Annotated in this window: 23 protein-coding genes; 12 read left to right on the forward strand and 11 right to left on the reverse strand. The window is 70.3% G+C overall.

Going from position 1 to position 22,560, the window contains the following annotated elements:
* Window positions 1-269 precede the first annotated feature (269 nt).
* Window positions 270-1,340: an alcohol dehydrogenase catalytic domain-containing protein gene (locus tag ACIA8F_RS29515; protein ID WP_399383295.1), complete on the reverse strand. Its 1,071-nt coding sequence runs from the start codon at window positions 1,338-1,340 to the stop codon at window positions 270-272.
* A gap of 316 nt (window positions 1,341-1,656) precedes the next feature.
* Between ACIA8F_RS29515 and ACIA8F_RS29520 the strand changes: the two genes are divergently transcribed.
* From ACIA8F_RS29520 to ACIA8F_RS29530, 3 genes are read left to right on the forward strand one after another with little or no spacing between them, the layout of a single operon-like run.
* The gene (locus tag ACIA8F_RS29520; protein ID WP_399383297.1) at window positions 1,657-2,661 is read left to right on the forward strand and encodes a thymidylate synthase; all 1,005 of its coding nucleotides are present in this window, start codon (window positions 1,657-1,659) and stop codon (window positions 2,659-2,661) included.
* Between the two features lie 11 nt (window positions 2,662-2,672).
* Complete coding sequence (locus ACIA8F_RS29525) at window positions 2,673-3,419, forward strand: class I SAM-dependent methyltransferase (protein WP_399383299.1); 747 nt, start codon at window positions 2,673-2,675, stop codon at window positions 3,417-3,419.
* Window positions 3,416-3,937 (forward strand): nucleoside 2-deoxyribosyltransferase, encoded by a 522-nt coding sequence (locus ACIA8F_RS29530; protein WP_399383300.1) that lies wholly within the window; start codon window positions 3,416-3,418, stop codon window positions 3,935-3,937. The genes ACIA8F_RS29525 and ACIA8F_RS29530 overlap by 4 nt, the downstream gene beginning before the upstream one ends.
* A gap of 78 nt (window positions 3,938-4,015) precedes the next feature.
* Here ACIA8F_RS29530 and ACIA8F_RS29535 read toward each other — a convergent pair whose 3' ends face one another.
* From ACIA8F_RS29535 to ACIA8F_RS29545, 3 genes are all read right to left on the reverse strand, one after another.
* Complete coding sequence (locus ACIA8F_RS29535; RefSeq protein ID WP_399383301.1) at window positions 4,016-5,173, reverse strand: tyrosine-type recombinase/integrase; 1,158 nt, start codon at window positions 5,171-5,173, stop codon at window positions 4,016-4,018.
* Entirely contained in the window at window positions 5,173-5,448 is a 276-nt protein-coding gene (locus ACIA8F_RS29540; RefSeq protein ID WP_399383302.1) for a helix-turn-helix domain-containing protein, read from the reverse strand. The genes ACIA8F_RS29535 and ACIA8F_RS29540 overlap by 1 nt, the downstream gene beginning before the upstream one ends.
* Window positions 5,449-5,594: 146 nt before the next feature.
* Window positions 5,595-6,086 (reverse strand): helix-turn-helix domain-containing protein, encoded by a 492-nt coding sequence (locus tag ACIA8F_RS29545; protein ID WP_399383304.1) that lies wholly within the window; start codon window positions 6,084-6,086, stop codon window positions 5,595-5,597.
* 308 nt (window positions 6,087-6,394) lie between these two features.
* Between ACIA8F_RS29545 and ACIA8F_RS29550 the strand changes: the two genes are divergently transcribed.
* The 5 genes from ACIA8F_RS29550 to ACIA8F_RS29570 all read left to right on the forward strand — a co-directional run bounded on the left by ACIA8F_RS29550 (window position 6,395) and on the right by ACIA8F_RS29570 (window position 12,009).
* The gene (locus ACIA8F_RS29550) at window positions 6,395-7,903 is read left to right on the forward strand and encodes a DnaB-like helicase N-terminal domain-containing protein (RefSeq protein WP_399383448.1); all 1,509 of its coding nucleotides are present in this window, start codon (window positions 6,395-6,397) and stop codon (window positions 7,901-7,903) included.
* Between the two features lie 343 nt (window positions 7,904-8,246).
* On the forward strand, window positions 8,247-9,044 hold the full coding sequence (locus ACIA8F_RS29555) for a DUF2637 domain-containing protein (RefSeq protein ID WP_399383305.1): 798 nt from the start codon (window positions 8,247-8,249) through the stop codon (window positions 9,042-9,044).
* Window positions 9,045-9,421: 377 nt separating this feature from the next.
* Entirely contained in the window at window positions 9,422-9,709 is a 288-nt protein-coding gene (locus ACIA8F_RS29560; protein ID WP_399383306.1) for a mobilization protein, read from the forward strand.
* Window positions 9,706-11,406: a relaxase/mobilization nuclease domain-containing protein gene (locus tag ACIA8F_RS29565; protein WP_399383308.1), complete on the forward strand. Its 1,701-nt coding sequence runs from the start codon at window positions 9,706-9,708 to the stop codon at window positions 11,404-11,406. Before ACIA8F_RS29560 ends, ACIA8F_RS29565 begins: the two co-directional genes overlap by 4 nt.
* A 222-nt stretch (window positions 11,407-11,628) precedes the next feature.
* On the forward strand, window positions 11,629-12,009 hold the full coding sequence (locus ACIA8F_RS29570; RefSeq protein WP_399383310.1) for a hypothetical protein: 381 nt from the start codon (window positions 11,629-11,631) through the stop codon (window positions 12,007-12,009).
* Window positions 12,010-12,075: 66 nt separating this feature from the next.
* Here ACIA8F_RS29570 and ACIA8F_RS29575 read toward each other — a convergent pair whose 3' ends face one another.
* The 6 genes from ACIA8F_RS29575 to ACIA8F_RS29600 all read right to left on the reverse strand — a co-directional run bounded on the left by ACIA8F_RS29575 (window position 12,076) and on the right by ACIA8F_RS29600 (window position 16,058).
* Window positions 12,076-12,513 (reverse strand): NUDIX domain-containing protein, encoded by a 438-nt coding sequence (locus ACIA8F_RS29575; RefSeq protein ID WP_399383312.1) that lies wholly within the window; start codon window positions 12,511-12,513, stop codon window positions 12,076-12,078.
* A gap of 56 nt (window positions 12,514-12,569) precedes the next feature.
* Window positions 12,570-13,427: a hypothetical protein gene (locus ACIA8F_RS29580; RefSeq protein ID WP_399383314.1), complete on the reverse strand. Its 858-nt coding sequence runs from the start codon at window positions 13,425-13,427 to the stop codon at window positions 12,570-12,572.
* On the reverse strand, window positions 13,408-14,301 hold the full coding sequence (locus tag ACIA8F_RS29585; RefSeq protein ID WP_399383316.1) for an aldo/keto reductase: 894 nt from the start codon (window positions 14,299-14,301) through the stop codon (window positions 13,408-13,410). The genes ACIA8F_RS29580 and ACIA8F_RS29585 overlap by 20 nt, the downstream gene beginning before the upstream one ends.
* Window positions 14,298-15,482, reverse strand: a complete 1,185-nt coding sequence (locus tag ACIA8F_RS29590; RefSeq protein ID WP_399383317.1) for a JmjC domain-containing protein — start codon at window positions 15,480-15,482, stop codon at window positions 14,298-14,300. Before ACIA8F_RS29590 ends, ACIA8F_RS29585 begins: the two co-directional genes overlap by 4 nt.
* 19 nt (window positions 15,483-15,501) lie before the next feature.
* The gene (locus ACIA8F_RS29595) at window positions 15,502-15,633 is read right to left on the reverse strand and encodes a hypothetical protein (protein WP_258054030.1); all 132 of its coding nucleotides are present in this window, start codon (window positions 15,631-15,633) and stop codon (window positions 15,502-15,504) included.
* A gap of 197 nt (window positions 15,634-15,830) precedes the next feature.
* Window positions 15,831-16,058 (reverse strand): hypothetical protein, encoded by a 228-nt coding sequence (locus ACIA8F_RS29600; protein ID WP_037929703.1) that lies wholly within the window; start codon window positions 16,056-16,058, stop codon window positions 15,831-15,833.
* A 246-nt stretch (window positions 16,059-16,304) separates the two neighbouring features.
* On the opposite strand from ACIA8F_RS29600, the gene ACIA8F_RS29605 reads away from it, so the two are divergent.
* The gene (locus ACIA8F_RS29605; RefSeq protein ID WP_399383319.1) at window positions 16,305-17,579 is read left to right on the forward strand and encodes a helix-turn-helix domain-containing protein; all 1,275 of its coding nucleotides are present in this window, start codon (window positions 16,305-16,307) and stop codon (window positions 17,577-17,579) included.
* Here ACIA8F_RS29605 and cutA read toward each other — a convergent pair.
* Complete coding sequence (cutA, locus tag ACIA8F_RS29610) at window positions 17,576-17,893, reverse strand: divalent-cation tolerance protein CutA (RefSeq protein WP_399383321.1); 318 nt, start codon at window positions 17,891-17,893, stop codon at window positions 17,576-17,578. The two genes, ACIA8F_RS29605 and cutA, sit on opposite strands and share 4 nt — an antisense overlap.
* Window positions 17,894-17,938: 45 nt before the next feature.
* On the opposite strand from cutA, the gene ACIA8F_RS29615 reads away from it, so the two are divergent.
* The 3 genes from ACIA8F_RS29615 (at window position 17,939) to ACIA8F_RS29625 (ending at window position 22,552) form a co-directional block, all read left to right on the forward strand.
* A complete protein-coding gene (locus tag ACIA8F_RS29615; RefSeq protein WP_399383323.1) occupies window positions 17,939-18,061 on the forward strand; it encodes a hypothetical protein in 123 nt (40 codons plus the stop codon).
* Window positions 18,062-18,300: 239 nt separating this feature from the next.
* Entirely contained in the window at window positions 18,301-20,001 is a 1,701-nt protein-coding gene (locus tag ACIA8F_RS29620) for a hypothetical protein (protein ID WP_399383325.1), read from the forward strand.
* 241 nt (window positions 20,002-20,242) lie between these two features.
* Window positions 20,243-22,552 (forward strand): hypothetical protein, encoded by a 2,310-nt coding sequence (locus ACIA8F_RS29625; protein WP_399383327.1) that lies wholly within the window; start codon window positions 20,243-20,245, stop codon window positions 22,550-22,552.
* The last annotated feature ends 8 nt before the right edge of the window (window positions 22,553-22,560 follow it).

Consider the following 22,560-nt stretch of genomic DNA (forward strand, 5'->3'; position numbering starts at 1 on the left):
ACCTGGGCCTTCTTCGTTGTCTAGACCTATCCGGCCTTGCCGTGCCCTCCGCGTGCCCCAACTCGCAGGAACGCCCTGGCCGGAGGCCCTTTCGTGCGCCTTTTGCACCACGTAGGCGCAGGGTGATCTCACATGACGAGGCCCCATGCGGTGTGAACTGGGCCACACTCCGCCGTGGAGGGGTGAATTCGCGCACGCGACGGCTCGGCTGCCCGGGGTCCCCAGGCAGCCCCACGGGCGATCGGAAGCCGAACCAGGGTGGCTGCCCCTCAGGGAGTGACGACCAGGCGTCCCGTGACCTCGCCGGCGGCGAGTCGGGCCAGGGCCTCATTGACCTGCCCCAGGGGGTACTCGGCTTCCACGTGGCCGCGGATGAGGCCTGCCTCGGCCATCCGCATCACGGTGTGGGCGTCGGCGAGGGTGGCGCCGACGGAGCCGCGGATCTCGGTTTCCCGTACGACCACGTCGAGGACGTCGAGGGTCGCGGGCCTGCCGGTGTAGCCAACGAGGACGACGCGGCCCCGGGTTCCGGTCATCCGGACGGACTGGCCGGGGGTGTGCGTGTTGCCGACCGTGTCGACCACCACGTCGCAGCCCGCCCCCGCCGTCACCGCGTGGACCGCGGCGACCGGGTCGCCCGCCAGCGGGTCGATCACGGTATGGGCCCCGTAGCGGCGGGCCTGTTCCCTGCTCGGGGCGTGGGGGTCGACGGCGATGACGCGGGCTCCGTCGGCGACGGCCACCTGGACGACGGCGAGGCCGACCCCGCCCGCGCCGATGACCACGAGGGTCTCGCCGGGGGCGGTGCGGGCGACGGAGCGGACGACGCGTACGGCGGTGGTTCCCGAGCAGCCGAGGACGGCGGCCTCGGCGAAGGAGACCGTGTCCGCGATCGGGACGAGGGAGCGGGCGCCCGCCAGGTAGTACTCGCAGAGTCCGCCGTCGGAGTCGAAGCCGACCTTGGCGGCGGGGGCCGGGCAGAGGTTCTCCGAGCCTTCCACGCACCAAGTGCAGTGGCCACAGCCCTCGTAGTAGTAGGCGAGGACCCGGTCGCCCCGAGCCGCCGTGACACCTGGTCCGATCTCGGCGACCTCGCCCGCGATCTCGTGCCCCAGGACGATGGGCAGCGGCGGGGTTACGGCGGAGCCGTCGGCCAGGTGGAGATCGGTGTGGCACAGGCCGGCCGCCCTGACCCGGATCAGGACCTGGCCCGGGCCGGGGACCGGCCGGGGCCTGGCTTCGATTTCGAGGGGCTTGCCCAGGGCTCGGAGCACCGCTGCCGACATCTCACCACTGGCCATCGAGACCTCCAGAACCGTCCGCCGAGGGTTCGACGGCATCCGGCGCAAGATCGTCACATAGCCACAGTGCCGTCAATGCCGGATAGCGGCTCCGCGTAGCTGAATTGACGTTTCTCTCGACGGTGACCTGCGGTGATGCCGTGCGTCTGGATCAGCAGTTCACCCGATGGACGGACGGCATCCGAACCGCCGGGTTGAGGACCGGTTCTGCCATCCGGGTTAGCTGATTGCCTCTGAACTGCAGTTATGCCCAGTCGTCCGTGGCGATTCGGATCCTGCCGGACGGAAGGGGCCTGGGCCCGCGGCCGCTACGTTCCGACGGAGTGGATCATCGTCGTCGGCAGAGAGCGACCCCGTGGACTTCGAAACCTTTCACCATGCCTACCCGCACATGCTGCGGTCGCTGATCGAGGAGCCCGCCTACCGCAACGCTCCGCGCGGCTACTCCAGCCGCGAGCAGCTCGGCGTCCGGTTCCGGCTCGCGCGGGCGGACCAGCGGGTGCCCCTCGTCCCGGCCCGGCGGCTGAACATCGTCTTCAACTTCGCCGAGGCCCTGTGGTACTTGGCCGGCCGCGACGACCTGGACTTCATCGCGTACTACGCCCCCAGCATCCGCAAGTACTCCGCCGACGGAAGCCGGTTGACGGGAACCGCCTACGGACGAGCCCTGTTCGGGGCTTCCGAGGGCAGGCCGGACCAGTGGCCAGCCGTCGTGCAGACGCTCCGGGACGACCCGGACTCCAAGCGGGCCGTCATCCAGATCTTCCGCGGCGAGGAACTCCAGGTCCCCGGCAACCCGGACGTCTCCTGCACCCTCGGCCTGCAGTTCCTGCTGCGCGAAGGCGCGCTGCACGGCGTCGGGTTCATGCGGGCCAACGACGTCTACCGCGGCATGACCAGCGACGTCTTCTCCTTCACCTTCCTCCAGGAGATGCTCGCCCGAGAACTCGGCGTCCCCCTCGGCTCCTACGTCCACCAAGTCGGCTCCCTGCACCTCTACGACCCCGACCACGCCCGGGCCCTGGAAGTCCTCGCCGATCCGGCCGCCGACGAACCTCCGGCCCGAGACTTCCCCTCCATGCCGGAGGGCGACAACTGGCCTTACGTGCGCGAGGTCCTGGCCGTGGAGGAGCAGCTGCGCACCGGCCGCCACCGGCTCGCCGCCGATCCGCGCACCCACGGGCTGCCCGAGTACTGGACCCAGGTCCTGGTCCTCTTCGAGATCCACCGCCGCATCCGCAGCAAGGAACACGTCGGCGAGGACCAGCTGACGCTCCTGTGGCCGCTCTACCGCCGCCTGGTCGAAGAGCGCTGGCCGCGCATCTGCCCCGCACCCGCTCCCGTCCCCGTCGCCGGCTGAAAGGCCCCGCCATGACGACCAGCACCCACTGGCAGTCCACCCCGTCGATCGCCGACGGCTTCGACGCCTACGACGACCTCCCCGAGCGCCTCATCGGCTACCCGGCCGTCTTCCGCGCCCTCGGTATCGGCGCCCCCACCGTACGGACGGTCCTGGACTACGGCTGCGGTCCCGGCAAGGTGGCCGCCCGGCTCACCGGGGCCTGCGACGAGGTCCGGGTCGTGGCCGCCGACGTCTCCCCCCGGATGCTGGAGATCGCCCGGTCCCTGCGTCCGCACCCGCGGATCGACTACCGGCAGATCGACAGCGGCAAACTGACCTTCCTCGCCGACGACTCGATCGACGCGGCCATGTCCTGCTACGTCTTCATCAACGTCGGCGAAGTCCCGGTCCTGCGCGAGATCGCCGCCGAGGTTCACCGCGTCCTGCGTCCCGGCGGGCGCTACGCGGTCCTCGACACCAACCCCGCCACCACGGGTGTCCGCTTCTCCACCTTCCGCAGCGGAGAACCCGGCCGTACCTACGCTCCCGGCGAGCGCCGGCAAGTCCTCCTGGACCAGCCCGGCGGCGGCGAACCGCTGGAACTCATCGACCACCACTGGCCCCGCCAGACCTACCTCGACGTACTGACCGAGGCCGGCTTCACCGACCTCACCGTCGAGGAACCCCTCCTCACCGACCCCTCGGCCCTGCCCGGACCGAACCCGGCCGAGACCGCCCACCCGCCGTTCCACATCGTCACGGGAGTCAAGCAGTGACCACCACGACCGCAGCCCCCACCGCCACCGCCACCGTCCAGCGGACCCGCAGCGTCTTCCTCGGCGGCCCCTTCAAGGCCCTCGTCGACGCGGACGGCGCCATGAACACCGAGGCCCGCACCCGCTTCGAAACGCTCATCGAGCGCCTGGAGGCCGAGGACTACCACGTCTACAACGCCCACCGCCGCGAGTCCTGGGGCGCGAAGTTCCTCACCCCCGACGAGTGCACCCGCCTCGACTACGACGAGATCTCCGCGAGCACCGTCTTCGTCGCCTTCCCCGGCCACCCCGCCTCCCCCGGCACCCACATCGAGATCGGCTGGGCCTCCGCCCTCGGCAAGCCCATCGTGCTCCTCCTCGAAGAGGGAGTGGACTACGCCTTCCTCGTCCGCGGCCTCCACACCGTCGCCGACGTCACCTACCTCACCATCGGCGACACGGAATCCCTCGCCGAGGAAGTCATCGCCACCGTGAACCGGCTCGCCCGGAACAGCCCGGAGGCCGGAGCAGGCGTCTGACCGATCCCAGTGGCCGACGAACTGTGCCCCGGCCGCCTCTCACGACCGGGGCACAGCATTGCGTTCGGCAGGCTCGGGTCAGCCTTCCCGTACCAACTTCGGGGCCGGTGCTGTGGGCGTCCTCCCCCGAGCAGCCCGGACCCTCGCGTCGATGCCCCCGGCGACCTCCTGCTGACGTTCGTCGTCGGAGTGCTGGTAGATCATCGCGGCCTTCTCCGAGGACTGGCCGGCGCGGACCATCGTGTCCTTCAGCGTCGCGCCCGACTGCGTCGACAGAGTATGGCCCGTGTGGCGCAGGTCGTAGAAGCGGAAGTCCTTCGGCAGGCCGACCTTCGCGCGGGCCTTGGCCCACTTACGGCCGAAGGACGTGCGTCGGAACGGCGCCCCCTTCTCCCCCACGAACAGCAGCCCGCCGGGCTCCTTCTCCGCGAACCAGTCCAGGTGCCGCTTGACCTCCATGTAGAGGAAGGCCGGCAGGTGGATGGTGCGGACGCCCGCCGCCGACTTGGTGTCGCCCTCGACGCGGTGGCCGGTGTTCAGCTCCGGGGCTGCCTCCGTGATACGTACGGCCAGAGGGTCCAGGGTGACCGAGGTCCGGCGCAGGGCCGCCTGCTCCTCCGGGCGCATCGGGCCGTAGGCGCAGAAGTAGACCATCAGCCGCCAGCGCGGGCCCATGGCTTCGGCGAGGGCGTCGACCTGGGCTACGGTCGCGGTCGGGCGCTCCTTGGCCTGCTCGCTTCCCGCGCCCCTGATGCGGCACGGGTTGCGGCGGATCAGCTCGTCGTCGGCCGCCGTCTCCATGATGGCCTTCAGCAGCCGGTAGGACTTGGCGACCGTCGTGGCGCCGGTTGCGGTCAGGCGCTCGGCCCGCCAGGTCCGCACGGTCGGCGGGGTGATCTCGTCCAGGTCGAGGTCGCCGAAGCCGGGGAGGACGTGCAGGCGCAGGAGTCGGCGGTACAGCTCGTCCGTGGTGGCGGCGAGGCCCCGCTCGTCGACCCACTTGAGCGCGTACTCCTCGAAGTTGACCTTGCCCACGTCGGGGTCGGTCCAGTGGTTGCGCTGGATGTCCGCCTTGGTGAGATTAAGCCAGTCCTGCGCGTCGGTCTTCGTCGCGAAGGTCTCCGGGGCCGTGCGCCGGCTGCCGTCGGGAGCCCAGTACCGGGCCTGCCAACGGCCGGACGGGAGCTGGCGGGTGGTGCCGAATTCGCGCCGCCGCTGCGGCCTGCGGGCGGCCATCAGGCCGCCTTCCCGAAGCGGGAGCGGGCATCGCGGAGGGTGGGGACGGTACTCGCGTCGATGTACGCGGCGAGGACGCTTTCGGCAATACGGACGTGCTTGCCGAACTTTGCGTAGCCGATGCGGCGTTCCTGGATGAGGCGCCGGATGAAGCGCACGCCGGTGCCGAGGCGTTCGGCGGCCTGCTCCACGGTGAGGAAGATGTCGGGGGTGGTCACCTCCTTCGCGGTGCCGGGGCGCTGGGTGGAGGTGTGGGGTATCGCCTGGTGGCGCAAGCAGTGCTCCGGATTCTGGCCGCGGGCTGGAGCGGGGGCGGCAACCCCCAGAGCCGGGCCGGCGTGTCGTTCAGGGATGGGATGGGCGGTACTACAGCTGCGACCTGGGGGTTTGCGAGCCCAGGGCAGCGGGGTGGAGAAGGCGGCTATCCGCCGGCGGGCGGCCCGTACCGCTCCGCGTTGATCTTCATCACCTCGGCGGCGATGGCGTTGGAGACCATCGCGTCGGCCTCAGTGCTGATCTCCGGATGGTCCTTCAGGTAGGCGGAGAGTTCGTCCCGCGCCTGGGTGGCTTCGGAGCTGGCGCGCGCGGAGGCGCGGTAGGTGGCGACCACGTTGTCGATGAGCTCCATGGCCCAGCCCATCGCGGCCAGGCTCGGTGGACCGACGAAGTTGCTGAGCGGGACGCCGAAGATCTCGGCGAAGCCGATGGCCTCGTCGAGGTTGATCCGGCGCTTGCGGTTCTCGATGCGCCAGACCGCGGACGGGTTCATGTCGAAGCCCGCCTCGTTCAGCAGATCGGACAGTGCGGTAGTGCTCCAACCGCGCTTCTCCCGCTCCAGCTTGATCCGCACGGCGGCGTTCTCCTCGCCGCTGAGCAGCACCCCCTCGGGGGTGTCGCTCTCGTCGTCCGGCATCACCCCTCCTTCCTGTTGCTGCGGCGGCCACAGTTTCGCGGCATGCCAAAACCATACATCATCTTCTGCGGTTCGCATAGATCTCTGCGAACCGCATAATCTGTGGTACGATTCGATCATCCCCAGAAGACCGCAGCGATCCCCTGGAGCCCGCCATCCCGTAGCCAGACATGCAAAAAGCCCCCCGGTGGTCCAACACCGAGGGGCCCAAAGCGCAAACCTCACGCCGCCCATCCCTGAACGACTGACCTGCGAGGCCGGGATTGCCGTCCCATGTGGCCCGCACGTAGAGGAGCTTCTTGTCCAGTATGGACGACCCCGCGCCGAACCCGCCACACCTCGCCGCGACCGACATGACCGCCGTGCCGCCGTACGACTCGGACGCGGAGGCCGCGGTCTTGGGCGCCTGCATGTTCAGCGCCGACAGCATCGACGCGGTCCGCAACCTCCTTGAGGGGCCGGACTTCTACCGCCCCGCGCACGAGACTGTGTGGCGGGCGATCCTGGCCTTGCGCAGCGAGGACAAGCCGACCGACCCGATCGTGCTCGCCGACCGGCTGCGGGAGCAGGACGACCTGAATCGCATCGGAGGCGCGCCCTACCTCCACCAACTCGCGCAGGCCACACCTTCGATCGGCGGCGCGATCCACTACGCCGGGATCGTGCGGAGGAAGGCGGACCTGCGGCGCCTGCGCGCCTCCGGCATGCGCACCGTGCAGCGGACCATGGAGCCGGGCGCCGACCCCGACTCGATCCGCAGCGAGGTCGCGGCCGAGGTCCGCGCCGAGGGCGAGCGCGCCCTGGCGTCCGGACAGGGACGGCTATCCCGGTTCATAACCGACGGGTGGAGCTTCGTCACCGAATCCGGTGCCGACACCGACCCGCTGTGGGGCACCCGCGAGCAGACCGCCTGGTCCTCCGGGGAGAGCCTGATGATCGTCGGCGCTCCCGGCGTCGGCAAAACGACCCTCGCGCACCAGGTGATCTTCGCCCGCCTGGGCCTGGCCGACAGCGTCCTGGACATGCCGGTCGCACCGGGCAAGCGGGTGCTGTACCTGGCGCTGGACCGGTACAAGCAGATCGCCCGCGCCCTGGCCCGCCGCATCCAGCCCGAACACGAGACGCGGTTGCGCGACGGGCTGGCCGTCTGGCAGGGCCCGCTGCCCGCGACGCTCGACAAGGAGCCCGACCTCTTGGCCGACCTCGCCAATGCCCACGGGGCCGACACGATCGTGATCGACAGCCTGAAGGACGCGGTGAGCACCCTGGTCGACGACGCCCTCGGAGTCGCGTACAACAACGCCCGCCAACGGGCCATGCGCGAAGGGGTCGAGGTCCTGGAACTGCACCACCAGCGCAAGGCCGGCGAGGGCACACCGCGCGCCCAGAAACCCACCCTGGACCGGGTGTACGGCTCCACGCACATCGTCTCCGGCGCGGGCAGCGTCCTGTACGTGGGCGGAGAGGCCGGCGACCTCGCCGTCACGCTCCACCATCTGAAGACCCCCACCGGAGAGATCGGCCCGCTCCAGGTCATCCACGACCACGAGCGCGGCACCACCAGGGTCGACCCCGCGCTGGACCCCGTCGAGATCCTCCGCAAGCGGCCCGACGGACTGACCGTCCGCGAACTCGCCCTCATCCAGAGCGGCGAGAACAACCCCGACCGCGCCGCCACCGAGAAGGCCCGTCGCACCCTGGACCGCCTCGTAAAGACCGGACTCGCGGTCAAGGCCGAAGGCGCCGCAGGCGGCAGCGGAGGCGGCCAGCAGGCCCGCTACCGCGCCTCCGTCAGGCACATCGGCGCCGTCTCCTAGCTCCGCGGTCGGGGCCTGCGAACCGTGCACGGGGGCGTACACGCGCCCCCGGGGCACGCCCCCGCCCACACGGTTTCGCCGACGTACACGATTCACACAAACCCGCAGGTCAGACGATCACGCACGCGTACACGCCGTACACGTGCCAGAGCGTTCACGCGCGAGCCCCCCCTTTAGAAGGGGGCTCGCGTGTACGCCCCCTCCGTGAACGCCGTGATCGCCTCCGCAGAAACCCACACGGAGCACCCTTCTGAGCACCAACACCACACCCGTCTCCCACCCCCGCTCCAGCACCCAGGCTGCCGGGAAGTACGTCCTCGTCGTAGCGGGAGCATTCATCCTCGTGCTGACCGCTGCCGCGTTCTGGCTCTCGTACGCGCACCTGGCCGAGGTCGCCGGACGCCACGGCCTGGCGGTCTCCCCCATACGCCAGTGGGCCTGGCCGGCGACCCTGGACACCTTCATCGTCATCGGCGAGCTGCTCATGCTCCATGCCGGCCTTCGCCGGGAGCCGGACGGCTGGGCGATCGCGCTGACCGCTGCCGGGTCGGTGGGCTCCATCGCGCTCAACGTGGCCGGGGTCAGCGGCAGCGGGGACACCCCGGTCCCCGTCCTCGACTACGTGGTCGCCGCCGTCCCACCGACTGCTGCGCTACTCGCCTTCGGCGTCCTGATGCGTCAGGTGCACCGCCTCGTCGCAATGCCGGATCCGGGTGCCAGCAGCCCGCCCGAGGTCTCCCTCCCCGACGCCACAAGCTCTGTGGTCAACCGCGACAACCCCGTGGTGGACTCCGGAACCGCACCCCTACCGGAGTACCCCTCGGTCACTCCCGACGGCCTCCGCCACGGCGAGGACGCACCCGCGAAACAAGCGCCCGTCGACACAGTGGCGCAAGGCGTCGAGCAAGTGGCGGAATCCCGGACCCCGCCGAAGAAGCGCGCCGGTCGCAAAGCCACCGTCCCGCTCGACGAGCTCCTCGTCATCGCGCGCAACGCCCCGACCGGACGCAATGGCCGCGCCTCCAGCCGCCACATCGAGAAAGCCGTACGCGCACACGGACTGCCCATCGGCCGGGACCGCCGAGACGAACTCACCCTTCAGGTACAGGCCGAGCTCGACGAGGCAACCAGCACCACCTGAGGCATACCCGACTGGCCCCGAACCAGCCGGTCCGACCACCTCCACCACTGGAGCAGCACCCGCACATGCACGACTACGAGAAGCCCCCACTCATCGGCCAGCAGCCGACCCCCACCCCAGCAAACAGCGCAGCAAGTTGGAGGTTCGGACACTCCCCCGTCGGGGGCGCATCCGAACCGGAGCCCGCCCCGGGGGTGGCGGGTCCCGTCCCGCGCCAGGGGGCACGGGACGGGGAGGCTGCGGCCGAGGGCGGACCTCAGCCTGCCAGGCGCCGGGGCAAGCCCCGAAGCCGAGCCGACGAGCAGCGCATCGCACGAAGCGTCCGCCTCAGTGAGCCGGAGCTCGCGCTCGTCTCCGCGGGCGCGGAGGCCGTCGGCATGAGCCTGGCCGGCTTCCTCGCGCACAGCGCACTCGCCGCCGCCCGCGACCTGAACCGCACCGCTGCCGTCATCGCCACCGAGCAGGAGGTCCTCACCACCCTGTTCGCCCTGCGCCGCCAGCTCGGCATTGCGAACAACAACCTCAACCAGACGGCCAAAGCCCTGCACCTGGGCATCGCCCCCGAAGGACTCGACGACACCATCGCCGCCGTCCTCCGCGCCGTCGAGGACATCCGCCACGTCACCGCCCGCATGATCAACCCCGAAGGAATCCAAGCCGCTTGATCCCCTCCATCCACAAACAGGGCGGCGACACCGCCGGTCTGATCGCCTACCTCTTCGGCGCCGGCCGGAGCGAAGAGCACATCGACCCGCACCTGGTCGCCTCCTTCGACGGCCTCGCCCCCGACCCCGGCCGCGATCCGGGCGCCACCGAGGCTGATCTCCAGCAGCTCCTCGACGAACCCCTCCACCTCCTCCCCGCCGGCACCCGCCCGGACAAGCACGTCTGGCACGCCTCCGTCCGCGCCGCCCCCGGCGACCGCACCCTCACCGACACCGAGTGGGCCGACATTGCCCGCCGGGTCATCGTCGCCACCGGCATCGACCCGGGCGACGGCGCGGGGTGCCGCTGGGCGGCCGTCCGCCATGCCGACGACCACATCCACCTCATCGCCACTCTCGTACGCGAAGACGGCCGCAAGCCTGACCATCACCGCTCCGGGAAGCGCGCCCAGGCGGAATGCCGTCGCATCGAGGTCGACTACGACCTCTACCGCGTGGCTCCCGGCGACGGCACCGCCGCCAAGCGCCCCACCAGCGCCGAACAGCACAAGGCCAAGCGCCGGGGCCGGGACCGTACCGCCCGCGAGGAACTGCGCGAGACGGTCCGGCGAGCCGCCGCCGGCACCGCCTCGGAGACGGAGTTCTTCGACCGCCTCGCCACCGCCGGCCTCCTCATCAAGCTCCGCACCGCCCCCTCCGGCGACACCCTCGGCTACACCGTCGCCCTGCCCGAGGACCGCAACAAGGACGGGGCTCCCGTCCACTACTCCGGGTCGAAGCTCGCGCCCGACCTCTCCCTGCCCCGGCTCCGCGAACGCTGGACCGGCTCACCAACCCGGCCCACACCCGTCCAAGCGAGCCGTCCCGCGTCGGCCCGCCGTCGTGCCACCACGGCCGTCTGGCAAGCCGTCCTCCTCGTCGACCACGCCGACGACGGGACCGTGGCCGCCCAGCTCGCCGCCGCCGGCGAAGTCCTCGACGCCCTCGCGAAGACCTCGGCCGCCCACACCCGCCGCCAGCTCCGAGATGCGGCAACGGCCTTCGAGCGGGTGGCCCGCTCCCACGTCCGCACCGAACGCGGACAGGACCAGGCCCTACGCCAGGCCGCCCGCGACCTGGTCCACAGCGGTCCGGCCCTCGGTCGGGGCGAAGACGGCGCCACCACCGCGATGCTGATCGACATGGTGTTCTTCCTAGCCACGGCAGCCGCCACCTGGCATGCCAAGAAGAGCCACGCCCAGCAGGCGGTGGCCGCGCTCCAAGCCGCAGAGCATCTGCGCGCCGCCTACGAAGCCGCTGCCGCCCAGCCCATGGCGATCCTGCAGCAGCGCGGACACCTCATCCCCCGCGCCGTGGAGCACGAGCACATGGCAGCCGTACGCCTCGCGGTCCCCGACCTCGCGGACCGGATCCTGGCCGAGCCCGGCTGGCCGGCCCTGGCCGCCACCCTCGCCGACGCCAAGGCCGCCGGCCACGGCCCCGCCGCCCTGCTGACCGAGGCCACCCGCCGCAGGGAACTGGGCAGTGCCGCCTCCGTCAGCGACGTCCTCGTCTGGCGGCTCCACCGCCTCGCGCAGCTGCCCGCCGCCCCGACGGCCGTGCAGGGACGAACCGCACGAGCCCAGGGTGCCCCTGCCCCGCGCATCCCCACTCATACGGACGCCAAGGCCGCCAACGGCGACGTCCGTCGCCTCTGAACTGACCAGCCAGGGCGCCCTTATATCCGACGATCCCGGATTATCGAAGTCCCGTTTCCTCCGGAGAATTAGACGTATCGCTGCCCGGTCCGGCGCCACTCCTGTCACCGCTGACCGGGGAGATCGCGGCGCAACATAGCCGACGATCCCCGGTCAGCCAAACCGGGGATTCTCCAGACACTTAAAACATCGCCCTTCCACACTCTCCCGAGGATCACTCGCATGCCCGAAACCGTCATCCGACCCCACGTCATCGCTCTCCTCTGCGACTCGGACTTCCGATACCGACACGACACCAAGACCTGGTCCCACGTAGACGGGCGCCCCTTCACCAAGGAGGAGCAGTCCACCGCCCTGGACGCCACCCGCTACGAGTTCGAGGAGTTCGCGGCACAGCACACTCGCTACATGGAGTACCGGCGGACCCTGGAGGAAGCCCCTGAAGCACTCCAGCAGTTCCTCGCCCCGTTCATGGAGCAGCTCACCACGAAGACCCTCGGAAATGCCGTCGAGTACATGAGCGAGGACGAAAGGACCGAACTCGATCGACTGCTGGGCCTCATCATCGAGCACCCCCGCCCGTTCACCCCGTACACCTTCTGACCAATTCCACCGGGGGCCAACGCATTTCAGCGTTGGCCCCCGGTGGCATGCCCGCATGCCATACGGCTAGCCCCCGACACCGGCCCCGAGGGTGCCGGCGCCGATAGCCCCCCGCAGGACGTCGGTGATCTCTTCGGGCTTGAGGTCGATGCCGTCCAGCCCGTCCAGGGTGATCGGGATCTCCTCCAGCGCGTACTCACCTCGCCCCTCGGCGCTGAACTCGGGTCCCGTGCGGTCGGCGAAGTTCCACGTCTCGATCCGGGCAAGGTAGAAGAGTTGGCGCTCGTCGTCGGACTCCATCGTGTGCAGGAGCCGGACGATGTCGGCCTTCCCCGCGATCTCCTCGTGGATCTCACGGTGGAGAGCGGCCTCGCGGGACTCGTCGCTCGCCTCGACACCTCCGCCGGGGAGCACCCAGTACACGGGGACTCCGGGCTTGGTGCGGCGGATGACCAGCATCGTGTCGTCCTTGGTGACGAGTACGGCGCGGACTCGTTCGATCATTCCCCATTGCCTTCCTGCTCGTTGGCTGTCTTGCACCTGCGGCGTGCAGGGGTGCATCAGGAGGCGGTCGGGCCTGCCGCGGAGGTCGGGGGACGAACCCCCGTCAGTTCCTCCGCGCGTCGGCGCAGGAGTGGAGCCAGCTCCACGTACCAACCACGGCCGACGGCCTGGAGCATTTCGGCGAGGGCGACCTGTTCGCCGATCCGGCCGGCGGGGGTGTCGAGGACGTCAGCAAACTCGGTGCGGATGCGTTCGGCGACTTCGGGGACGCGGAGGCTGTTGACGTAGAGCATCGCCGGGTCGTAGCCGACGGGGACGGCGCCCCAGCGTTCCCAGTCGAGGATGACGAGCGGATGGTGGGTGAGGTTGGCCCACTGGAGGTCGGCGTGGCCGGTGACGCGCTCGGTGAGGGCCGGCGCGGGAATGCCGAGGAATTCGGGGAACACACGGTCCGCCCAGGACTGGCGGATGGTCTCGCGGGGCGGCTCGGCGCTGCTGAGGGCGTCCAGGCTCTCCCGCAGCGTGTTCCACCAGGAGTCCGGGAGCTCCGGGTCCTGTGTCAGGTCGGGGGTTTCGGGGGAGATGACGGGCTGGTCGATGTAGTCGATCAGCTCGGCCTCGAAGACGTAGTCCCCGTCCTTCCACCGGTACAGCTCGTGGAGGTGGGGGCGGGACACCTTGTCCGAGACCCGTTCCTCGGCGAGCGCGATCCCCTCGTTCCGGGTGGTGGGGGTCTTGGCGGCCTCGCCGCAGTGGACCCGTAGCCAGTGGCCGCTCTCAGTACGGGAGCCGATGGTCCGTCCGAGCCACCCCCAGGACAGCGGCCCCCTCGGCGCGGTGGCCAGGTGTGAGGAGGCGGTGGCGAGGGCGTCCTCCATGCGGGCCCTGGTGGTCTCATCCTTGGGCGAGTACATCGGTGACCCTCCTGAGCTGGTCCGGTTCGAGCGGGGAGGCGATGGCCTCCTTGGCGGCCTTCCAGTGCTGCGGCGTACTGGCGGACAGCAGTACCACGTCGAGGCTCGGGCAGGACGCCGCAGCCAGCAGGCACACGGCGGCCGGGCTGCTGCCGGGGCGAATGAAGTCGGCGAGTTCGGGTGTGGCCAGGTCCAGGAGTTCGCCGCCGTGCAGGGGCGAGGAGCCGAAGGTGAGCAGGCCGGCAGCGCGGGCCTGGACCAACTGGCCCCGCCCGTCGAGGGCGAGCGCGATCGGGCGGGCCATGACGAGACTGACCGGCTGTTGGATGGCACCGAGGTGGTGTTCACTCGATTCGGCTGCCTCCCTGGCCAGGACGAGGAGTTCGGGGACGGTGAATGCCTCGTGCTGGAAGCCGGACCAGGTGGCCACTCCGTATCCGGCGATGCGGCCCGCGGTGGCGTACTCCTCCAGTACGGAGAACACGGCACGCAACCGTGCGTGCAGCACCGCACGGTCGTCGTGAGCTTGCTCGGGGTTGTGGACGAACACGATGTCGGCGCGGCCCAGGACCCCGAGGGAGCGGTCGGTCTGCCATCTGGTGAAGCCGGGGTGGAGGCTGTGGCCGGCGGCGGCTTCGGCGGGTGTGAGGACTCCGGCCGCCACCGCGGCCTCGCCTTCCTGCCGGGTGAAGAACCCGGTCTTCGTCGCGACCATCGCGCGGGGGTGGTCGGTGATGACCGGGCCGAGTGCCTGGTGAGCCGTGGCGTAGTTGGGTGCGGTGTCCAGCCACACCAATCCGTCGGAGCACGCGGTGCGCGCCGACTCCTCGACACCGCGCACCCGGTACGTCCCTAGCCCGAGTGCGGCGGTCACCTGGTCGTCCCGATGACGGCGGCGGCCTGCCCGCCGACCAAGGCCGTGACGACCTCGGCACACTGGCCGACGGTGAGTCCGGATTCGGCGGCCAGGTCCCCGAGCCTGACCGGCTGCCCGTCGGCCAGGCGTCGCAGCAAAGGCGCGGCCGGTAGTGCGAAGGTCCACTCGCGGCCGGCGCCGGAGAAGGTCACCGCCTCGGCGTCCTGGTCCACCCGGGACCGGGGCACAGTGCTCTGCACGGTGATCCCGGGCTCGGGCGGAACGGTCGTCAGGTATGGCAGGGAAAGGCGCGGCCAGCCCGGGTGCGTGGAGTCCAGCGACCTCTCCCACCTGTCCAGAACCGCCGGATCCTCCAGGGCGGCCAGCACCTCCTTGCGTACGGCGCCCAGGTAGTCCGAACGCTCCTCGGGGGTGCTGAAGCGGGGGACGTCGGAGCGGACGGTTGCGCTGGCCCGGAGGTCGTCGCACAGCCACCCGAGGAACTCGGCACCGGTCTGCGTGGCCAGCCCGAAGGTGAGGTGGAGCGATGCGGTGCCCTGGTCGGCGCTCACCGCGTGCCACCAGCCGCGCGGCAGATAGAGCGCATCGCCGGCCGTCAGGACGACGTCCTCGATCGGCTCGCCCGTCGGGGCCTCGGGGGCTTCGACGTCCCGCCAGGCCGGGGCCTGCCGGGTGGGGCCGTAGATCTTCCACCGCTTGGAGCCTTCGAGCTGGAGGACCACGACGTCGTGGTCGTCCCAGTGGGTACCGAACCCTTCCTCGGCCGTCCAGGAGGCGTACGCGTTGGCCTGGACAGGCGTCCGAAGGAACCGTTCGAGGCCGGCGGCGGCTTCCCGGACGGACGGGTGGATCTGGTCGATCGCATCGATGACGAGGGAGGCGCCCTCGGCGAGGCGTGCGTGGAACTCGGTGGGCTGGGGCTGGTACCAGGACACCCCGCGCCGGTTCGTGCGCAAGGCGGAGTACGCGGTCGCGGGTACGGTCTCCCCGGCGCGGGAGAGCCTCATGCGGGGCGGCTCCAACCGGTGTGTGGCAACGATCTCGTTGATGTCGTCCCAGGTCAGCAGGGCGGGGACGGCCGTGTCAGCTGAGCGGATCACTGCGTGGACGCGGAAACACGTCTGGGCGAGGAACGTGTCCCCGCCCAGACGCTGCGCCCACGATGCGGAATCAATCACCGTGGGTCTCCTCGGTCGATCAGGTGTCGTTCATGTCCGACTTGCCACCGGTGTTGTCCGAAGCCTCTTCGGCGCGCGACCGCGCCGCGTTGATCCGGCGGACACCGATCAGCAGACCGCTGGCCTGCTCGGTGGGAGCGTTCTCGTTCATCCCGTACTCCTTCCTGATCCTTGATGTGGCCCGCAGGGGTTCCTGCGGGAAATCTGGGGGGATGGTGCTGCGCGTGCACCCGCGGGGTCAGGGCCCGGTATCGCCGGCGAGGGCGAGAGCGACCACCAGGACGCAGGTGGCTGCGATGTAGAGCAGGACCGCGAGCTGCTGGCGCCATCCCCGCAGGGCCCTGCGGTTCAGCCTCGCTCCAGGCTGGAGGGGTCCTTGACGATCCACTCCGAGCCTCCACCCTCGGGCCGGGCGAAGACCGCGTTCGCGTACGAGACACGGGTGGCCGGGTCTTCGTACTCGCCGATGAACTGGACGATGCCCCGCCGGTTCTCCAGCGGGTCGAAGACCGGCGTTCCTTCGCTGACCCAGCCGGGCACGGTCTGACGCTGGCGCGGACGGATCTGAGGGGCCACGGCTCTCTCCTTGGGCTCGGGCTGGCTCTTCGCTCCGGGGGACGCAGCGGGCCGCAGGTGCGACATGGGGTACGGCTTTGCGGCCCGCTGCGAGGGGGAGGCCGCCTTTCCCGGGCGGCTGTGACCAGTCAACTGCCGTACGCGTTTGGATGGATGGGCCAGAAGGCATGGCCATTCCGGGGACATGGCCAGGATTTATGGCCAGGCTGGGATCAGGGCTCTGCCGACGGTCGGGGGATGGCGATGATGACCACGAACGAGGGCGACGGCGTGGAGCCGATCGGGCCGCTGCTGCGGCGCCTGCGCATGGCCGGCGGACGCACACAGGAGGGTCTGGCGGCCGATCTCTCCGCACGGCGGGGGTATCCGCTGGAGCAGGGCGCGGTCTCCAGGTGGGAGACCCACGAGCGGCTGCCGGACCCGGCTTCACGGGCGCTGCTGGCCGCGGAGTTCGGCGTACCGGAGGAGGAGCTCCGCCGGGCCGTCGCTCTCGCCCGGCGCCTTCGCCGACAGGAACAGAAGGACCAGACCGACCAGGAGAACGAAGTGTTCGACCGCCGCGGATTCATGACGGCTTCGGCCGGCGCCGGGATCGCCGTCATACAGCCGTCTTCTCTGCTCTCGTCAGGGCGGAGGATCGGAGCAGACGTTCCAAGGCAGTTGAGTCAGCGCACTGCCCGGCTCCGGCGCCTCGACGACTTCGTGGGCGGTGGCGACACCTACCAGATGTACGTCCGCGAGCTGGCGACCACGACCCGTCTGGCCGACGAGGGGGTCTACAGCGAGGCGACCGGCAGGGGGCTGCGGGGAATCATCGCCGAACAGGCCCAACTCGCGGGCTGGGCGGCGTACGACGCAGGCCAGTACGAGGAGGCCCGCGGGCACTACATGACCGCCTTGGCCGCATCACGCACGGCCGAGGACAACTCCCTGGAAGGCAACTCGCTGGCCTTCCTCGCCTACCTGGAATGGACCGTGGGCGGCGACTCCGGGATCCGCTTCGCCACGGCCGCGTACGAGGCGCTCGGTTCGGGAACGGCACCCGTCGTACGGGCACTGCTGGCCGACCGACTGGCCTGGCAGCACGCGACCTCGGGGAACGCCCGGGAAGCGGACTACGCGCTGGGCCTCGCCGAGGAGGCGATCCACGAGCCCCGCGACGAGCCGGGCCCCGACTGGGCGTACTGGGTGGACCGCGACGAGATCGCGATCATGACGGGCAGGTGCTGGTCGGAGCTGCACCGGCCCCTGCGGGCGATCCCGGCCCTGGAGGACGCCCTGGGCCGGTACGACGACTCCCGGTCCCGCGACAAGGCGCTCTACCTGTCGTGGCTGGCGGCGGCCTACCTGGACGCCGGCGAGATCGAGCACGCGACCGCGATCACGACCCGGGTGTTCGACCTCTCCGAGGGACTCGCATCGATCAGACCGATGGGGCGGGCCCGCCTGATGGTCAAGCGACTGGAGCCCCACCGGTCCCTCGCCCCGGTCGGAGCGCTGCTGGAACGGGCCAAGGGCTAGCGGGTGGCCCTCGTGATCCAGTCCAGGTACTCGGCTCGGCCGGCGTCGATGGTGAAGGCGATGACCTCAGGCGAGTCGTAGGGATGGTTGTCCACCAGATGCTTCTCCAGCGCTTCGCGCCGATCACCGGCCGTACGGAAGGTCACCTGGAACTCGGTCCCCTCGGAGACCTTTCCGAGGTGCCGGTACGTCGTCTCGACGGGCCCGGTCACCTGCCCGGAAGCGGCCAGATGGGCCTCCACTGCAGAGCGCGACAGCTTCCGCGCGGCGTCCTGATTGTCCACGGTCGTGATCACGATCAAGAAGTCAGCCATGGGGGCACCGTACCCGTCCCCATCAGGCACCTAGGGAGGAACGAGGTGGACCGTCGGAACTTCATCGTCCAAGCCGCCCTCCAGGACATGCGCGTCCGCCTCCGCCGGTGCAGCGGAGTCCCGGAGGCCCAGAAGCTCCGCCAGCGTGCAGCCCGCGTCGCGGACTGAACCACTGCCGAGAGGCGGGACGCGCCCCGTACGCCTCTGACGTTTACTCCGGCCGGATTGCGTTCGAATCGCTTTCACGCCGTCCGACGCTCCGTCCTGGCCGGGAACCCTGTATCGCGCAGGGCGCGCTGATCACTACTTTCCGTCATGTGCGCTGATCGGCGTGCCGAGTTCGGGCCCTGTGAACGCCGACGTCATGGCGGCTCTCCTCGTTGTGGACTGTTTCAGAGGGAGTGCCCATGGCTGATACGACAACCCCCGCACCTGAGGACGACCAGAACCTGTGGCGGTCCGTCTACACCACCGACGGCGGCTGGGGTCCCGACGAGCCGTTCGCGGACCACAAGAGCATCGCGGCGCCCGCGCTCGCACGGTTCGGCGATGTCTTCGTGTGCGCGCACCGGGGCTCCCGCGAGGAGACGTCGGGCTGGCAGGCACGGACCCCGCTGCGCTGGACCTCGCACGATCCGGCGAGCAGCAAGCCGTACGCCCAGGAGCTGGCCCGGCTGACCGCCGCCGCCCGGCCCGCCGATGGCGCGGACGCGGACGGGACCGCGTTGTCCGGGGAGGTGGCGGCTCAGCTGGAGAAGGCTGCTGCGGCCTACGAGCAGTCCCGCAAGTGGACTGCTGACGCGAAGATCCCCGACCAGGTGAGCGTGGAGACGCCGGCGCTGGCCGTCTTCGACGGCAAGCTCCGCTCCGTCTACCTGGCTCCGGACCCGGACAACCCCCTGATCTCCTTGAAGAGGTACCTGATGGAGATCGAGCTGGACAGCGTCAAGGGCCAGTGGTCGAGCCCCGAGCCCGTCCTCGACGAGGAGGATCCCCTCGACTTCTCCCACCTGGGGAAGGACTTCCAGCCCCAGTACATGTTCCTGGCCGGCCCCGCACTCATCGAGTACGCGGACAGGCTGCACCTGCTGTGGGCGGACACCACGCACAAGCAGATCATCCACCTGGTCCGCGGCAAGGGCTCCGGCAGCAGCTGGGAGGTACCGCTCGGGAAAGACGGCAGGCCCTCGGCCACGCCCGCGCTCAGGCCCGACACGAGCAAGCAGTGGACGGATCTGAAGTACCCGGCGAACCTGGCTGTCGCCGTCCACGAGGGCGCCCTGCACCTCGTCTACCGCGGCGACACGGGAACGGACACGAGCGGCCGGCTCTGGCACTCCGTCTACGACGGCACTTCATGGTCCAAAGCGACCAGTACGGGGCACGACAGCCGCCGCGGAGCCGCCCTGGCCTCGTACGACGGCAAGCTCCACGCCGTCTACCCCGACGGCAGCAGCACCCACCTCGCGCACACCACCCTGGCGAACGGCAGCTGGGGCACGGCGACGTTGATCGAGGGCCACGACAGCAAGAACACCCCGGCGCTGCTCACCTTCAGGGACGGCCCCGACGGCTCCGAGGCACTGCTGATGGTGCACCGCGGCATCGACCGCTACGTGCCGCCCGTGCCGAAGCCGTACGTGCCGCAGAAGGTGACGTCCACCCACGAGACCGGCTGCAGCCGGATGACCGACTACGCGACCAATGCCTCCAGCAAGGCGAACCACCAGCTCACCGTCAGCTCGGTCACCTTCGAGGACGGCACGCGGGGTGTCACCGCGCGCCTGTCCGCCGACTTCTTCTACTTCTGGGGCCGCTTCTACTACTGGGAGACCAGCGGCACCCTCACCGGTCGGCTGAAGATCCGCAAGGCCAACGGCCACATCCACGAGCAGGGCTTCGAGGCCGATCTGAGCAGCGGAAGCTGCGACGTCACCCTCCAGTGGACCGGTTTGGAACCGGGAACGTACGAGGTCTGGATCGGCGCCGGCACCCGCAAGGTGGGGGGCTACTGGTTCGGCACCCGCGACGACCGGGACCAGCCGGGCATCTGGTCGGCCATCGAATTCCATCCCATCGGGGCCACGGTCAGCGTCCTTGCCGGATAGGTAGGGATTTCGACGCCGTGGTGGGTGGCGTGCCCCACTCACCACGGCAATTCGCGCCGCGCTGGGCCGGCTGTTCGAGTCGTGTTCAGGCCGCGCCGCTGCGGGCTGTCCTGGAACCGTGTATCGCGGGCAGCGACTCGATCACTACCGTCCGTCATGCGCGCTGTTCAGTGCGTCATCCGGGGCGTTTGGACGCCGGCGTCACGCGACCCGGATTCGGCTCACCCCCAGGGACCTTTACATGACCGAGAGCGCAGATCAGATCGACTACACGGGGATCCTCGTGGCCAGGGCCGCGTACGACCCCTCCAATGTGGAACGCCACTTCGACGCGAGTGAGTCGGAGGACGGCAACTACCCCGACCCCAACTCCGACACGCACTACATCGCCTGCGTCGCGCAGCAGCACGCCTACAGCTTCCCGATCCCCCTGGGCCCCGACGGGATCCCCTTCCTCTACGTCGCGAACAGCGGCCCGGACCCCATGCGGTCGCGCTGGGACTACGCCGAGGTCGCCGGCTGGCAGGAGACCACGCTCACCGCGGGCGGCGCACAGGTCTCGGGCAGCCCCCTGTCGGTGCGTGGTCTGACCGCCGAGGTGAAGTGGGACGGCAAGCCGGTCAACTTCGCACTGGTCGTCTTCACCGACTCGGACGGACTGGAGCTCGCCCGCGGATACACGGGGCCGAACGGCAAGGCCGTCTGCGACGGCCCAGCCTTGCCGCCCGCCGGTGACGAGCGCGATGAGCGCCTGGCCGTGCTCGCGCGGGGGTACACGGCGACGTTCCCGGGCGGTGGCTCCGGCGACATCGCCGGCTGGCAGTCGTCCACCGGGCAGGGTGCCATCGACACGGTGAGCGGCGTGCCCCGCTCCGACGACCAGAACCTGTGGCGCTCGGCGTACACGACCGCGGGCGGCTGGGGCGCGGACGGCAAGTTCGCCGCCCACAAGAGCGCCGCCGCCCCGGCGCTGGCCGCGCTGGAGGACGGCACCCTGGTCTGCGCGCACCGCGGGGCGCGCAAGGGCGACAAGGAAGTCCTGCCGCTGCGCTGGACCTCGTACAAGCCCAAGGACATCCAGCCGCTGCTCGACAAGGTCACCGATCTGAAGGCGCGCCGGACCGAGGAGCTGGCCGGGGCGGAGCTGGAGGCGCTGGAGAAGGAGATCGAGGCCGCTACGGGCCTGGTCGACGCGGCCCGCAAGTGGACGCCGGACGCGGGCATCGGCGGGCAGACGGCGTGGGAGACCCCCGCGCTCGGATACCTCGGAGGCACCCTGGACTGCGTGTACAGGACCTTCCCGGAACGGGGGCTGCCGCGCCTGTACTCGACCTCGCTGGCGACGGGTGGGGCGTGGTCCGAGCCCCGTGAACTCGACCTCAGCAGGGTGTTCCGGTACGGCCAGGAGTCGGCGAGCGCGCCCGCGTTCGCCGTCTACGAGGGCAAGCTGCACCTCGTGTTCGTCCTCGCGGACTCCGGAATGCTCGTGCACCTGGCCCGGGAGGCCGGCGGCGCACGGCCGGCGAACAGGGAGGACTGGACCCAAGCGGACTGGAACGGCTACCACCTGGAGAACGCCCAGACCGACGTCCGCTGGGAAGCCGTCAAGGATGCCGAGGGCCATCCTGTCTTCGGACCCGGCGTCGAGCGGGTGAAGGCTGACGAGAACAACTTCCTGAGCCTGGACGGGTACCCGGCGAACCTCGCGCTGGCCGAGTACGGCGGCCTGCTGCACCTGCTGTACCGCCAGAGCAAGAGCGACCAGCGGCTGTGGCACTCCACCTACGACGGCACCAAGTGGTCGAAGGGCACCGCTCTGGAGGGCCTCACCAGCCGCTTCGGCGCGGCCCTCGCCGTGTACGACGGCAAGCTCCACGCCGTCTACCCCTCACCGGACGACCTCCTGCTGCGCCACGCCGTCTACGAGGACGGCAAGTGGGGCACCGGGCAGACCATCGCCGGGCACGAGAGCAACAACACCCCCGCCCTCCTCACCTACCGTGAGGCGGGCGGCGCCGGCGAGAGCCTGATCCTGGTCCACCGCGGCATCGACACCTACGTCGCCCCCGTCCCGGTCCCGTACGTGCCACCGAAGGTCAAGGCACTGCACGAGAGCGCGTACAGCAGCAAGGGCTCGGACTACGCGGGTGGCGGCTGGACCTGGACCGGCCACCAGATCAAGCTGACCAGGGCCACCTTCGACAACGGCTCCAAGGGACTCGTCGCCCGCTGGTCGGCCGACGTCCAGTACTACTGGGGAGCCTTCTGGTACTACGACGACGGCATGCTCACCGGCGAACTGCGCCTGCGCAAGAACGGCAGCGCCGAAGTCATCCGCTCCGAATCCGTCGGCACCACCGACCTCCACGGCCTCCACGAGTCCACCGTCGTCTGGCCGGATCTGGGACCCGGCTACTACGAGGTCACCCTCTCCCGAGGCCGCAAGAACGGCGGCTACTGGGCCCGACAGCGCCAAGGCGACGGCACCGCCCGAGCTTCCGCCGAGATGGACCTCTGGGCCATCAGGGTCGGCATCAACATCCCCTCCTGAACAACGCC

The organism is Streptomyces sp. NPDC051563 (assembly GCF_044454225.1).
Lineage (GTDB): Bacteria > Actinomycetota > Actinomycetes > Streptomycetales > Streptomycetaceae > Streptomyces.

Bases quoted from the DNA above. Each gene is read 5' to 3' on its own strand.
- ACIA8F_RS29515 (WP_399383295.1), bottom strand. From the start codon at position 1,340: ATGCCGTCGAACCCTCGGCGGACGGTTCTGGAGGTCTCGATGGCCAGT.
- ACIA8F_RS29570 (WP_399383310.1), top strand. From the start codon at position 11,629: ATGCCCGAAACCGTCATCCGACCCCACGTCATCGCTCTCCTCTGCGAC.
- ACIA8F_RS29535 (WP_399383301.1), bottom strand. From the start codon at position 5,173: ATGGCCGCCCGCAGGCCGCAGCGGCGGCGCGAATTCGGCACCACCCGC.
- ACIA8F_RS29575 (WP_399383312.1), bottom strand. From the start codon at position 12,513: ATGATCGAACGAGTCCGCGCCGTACTCGTCACCAAGGACGACACGATG.
- cutA (WP_399383321.1), bottom strand. From the start codon at position 17,893: ATGGCTGACTTCTTGATCGTGATCACGACCGTGGACAATCAGGACGCC.
- ACIA8F_RS29605 (WP_399383319.1), top strand. From the start codon at position 16,305: ATGACCACGAACGAGGGCGACGGCGTGGAGCCGATCGGGCCGCTGCTG.
- ACIA8F_RS29625 (WP_399383327.1), top strand. From the start codon at position 20,243: ATGACCGAGAGCGCAGATCAGATCGACTACACGGGGATCCTCGTGGCC.
- ACIA8F_RS29620 (WP_399383325.1), top strand. From the start codon at position 18,301: ATGGCTGATACGACAACCCCCGCACCTGAGGACGACCAGAACCTGTGG.
- ACIA8F_RS29580 (WP_399383314.1), bottom strand. From the start codon at position 13,427: ATGTACTCGCCCAAGGATGAGACCACCAGGGCCCGCATGGAGGACGCC.
- ACIA8F_RS29560 (WP_399383306.1), top strand. From the start codon at position 9,422: ATGAGCCTGGCCGGCTTCCTCGCGCACAGCGCACTCGCCGCCGCCCGC.
- ACIA8F_RS29545 (WP_399383304.1), bottom strand. From the start codon at position 6,086: ATGCCGGACGACGAGAGCGACACCCCCGAGGGGGTGCTGCTCAGCGGC.
- ACIA8F_RS29525 (WP_399383299.1), top strand. From the start codon at position 2,673: ATGACGACCAGCACCCACTGGCAGTCCACCCCGTCGATCGCCGACGGC.
- ACIA8F_RS29595 (WP_258054030.1), bottom strand. From the start codon at position 15,633: ATGAACGAGAACGCTCCCACCGAGCAGGCCAGCGGTCTGCTGATCGGT.
- ACIA8F_RS29550 (WP_399383448.1), top strand. From the start codon at position 6,395: ATGGACGACCCCGCGCCGAACCCGCCACACCTCGCCGCGACCGACATG.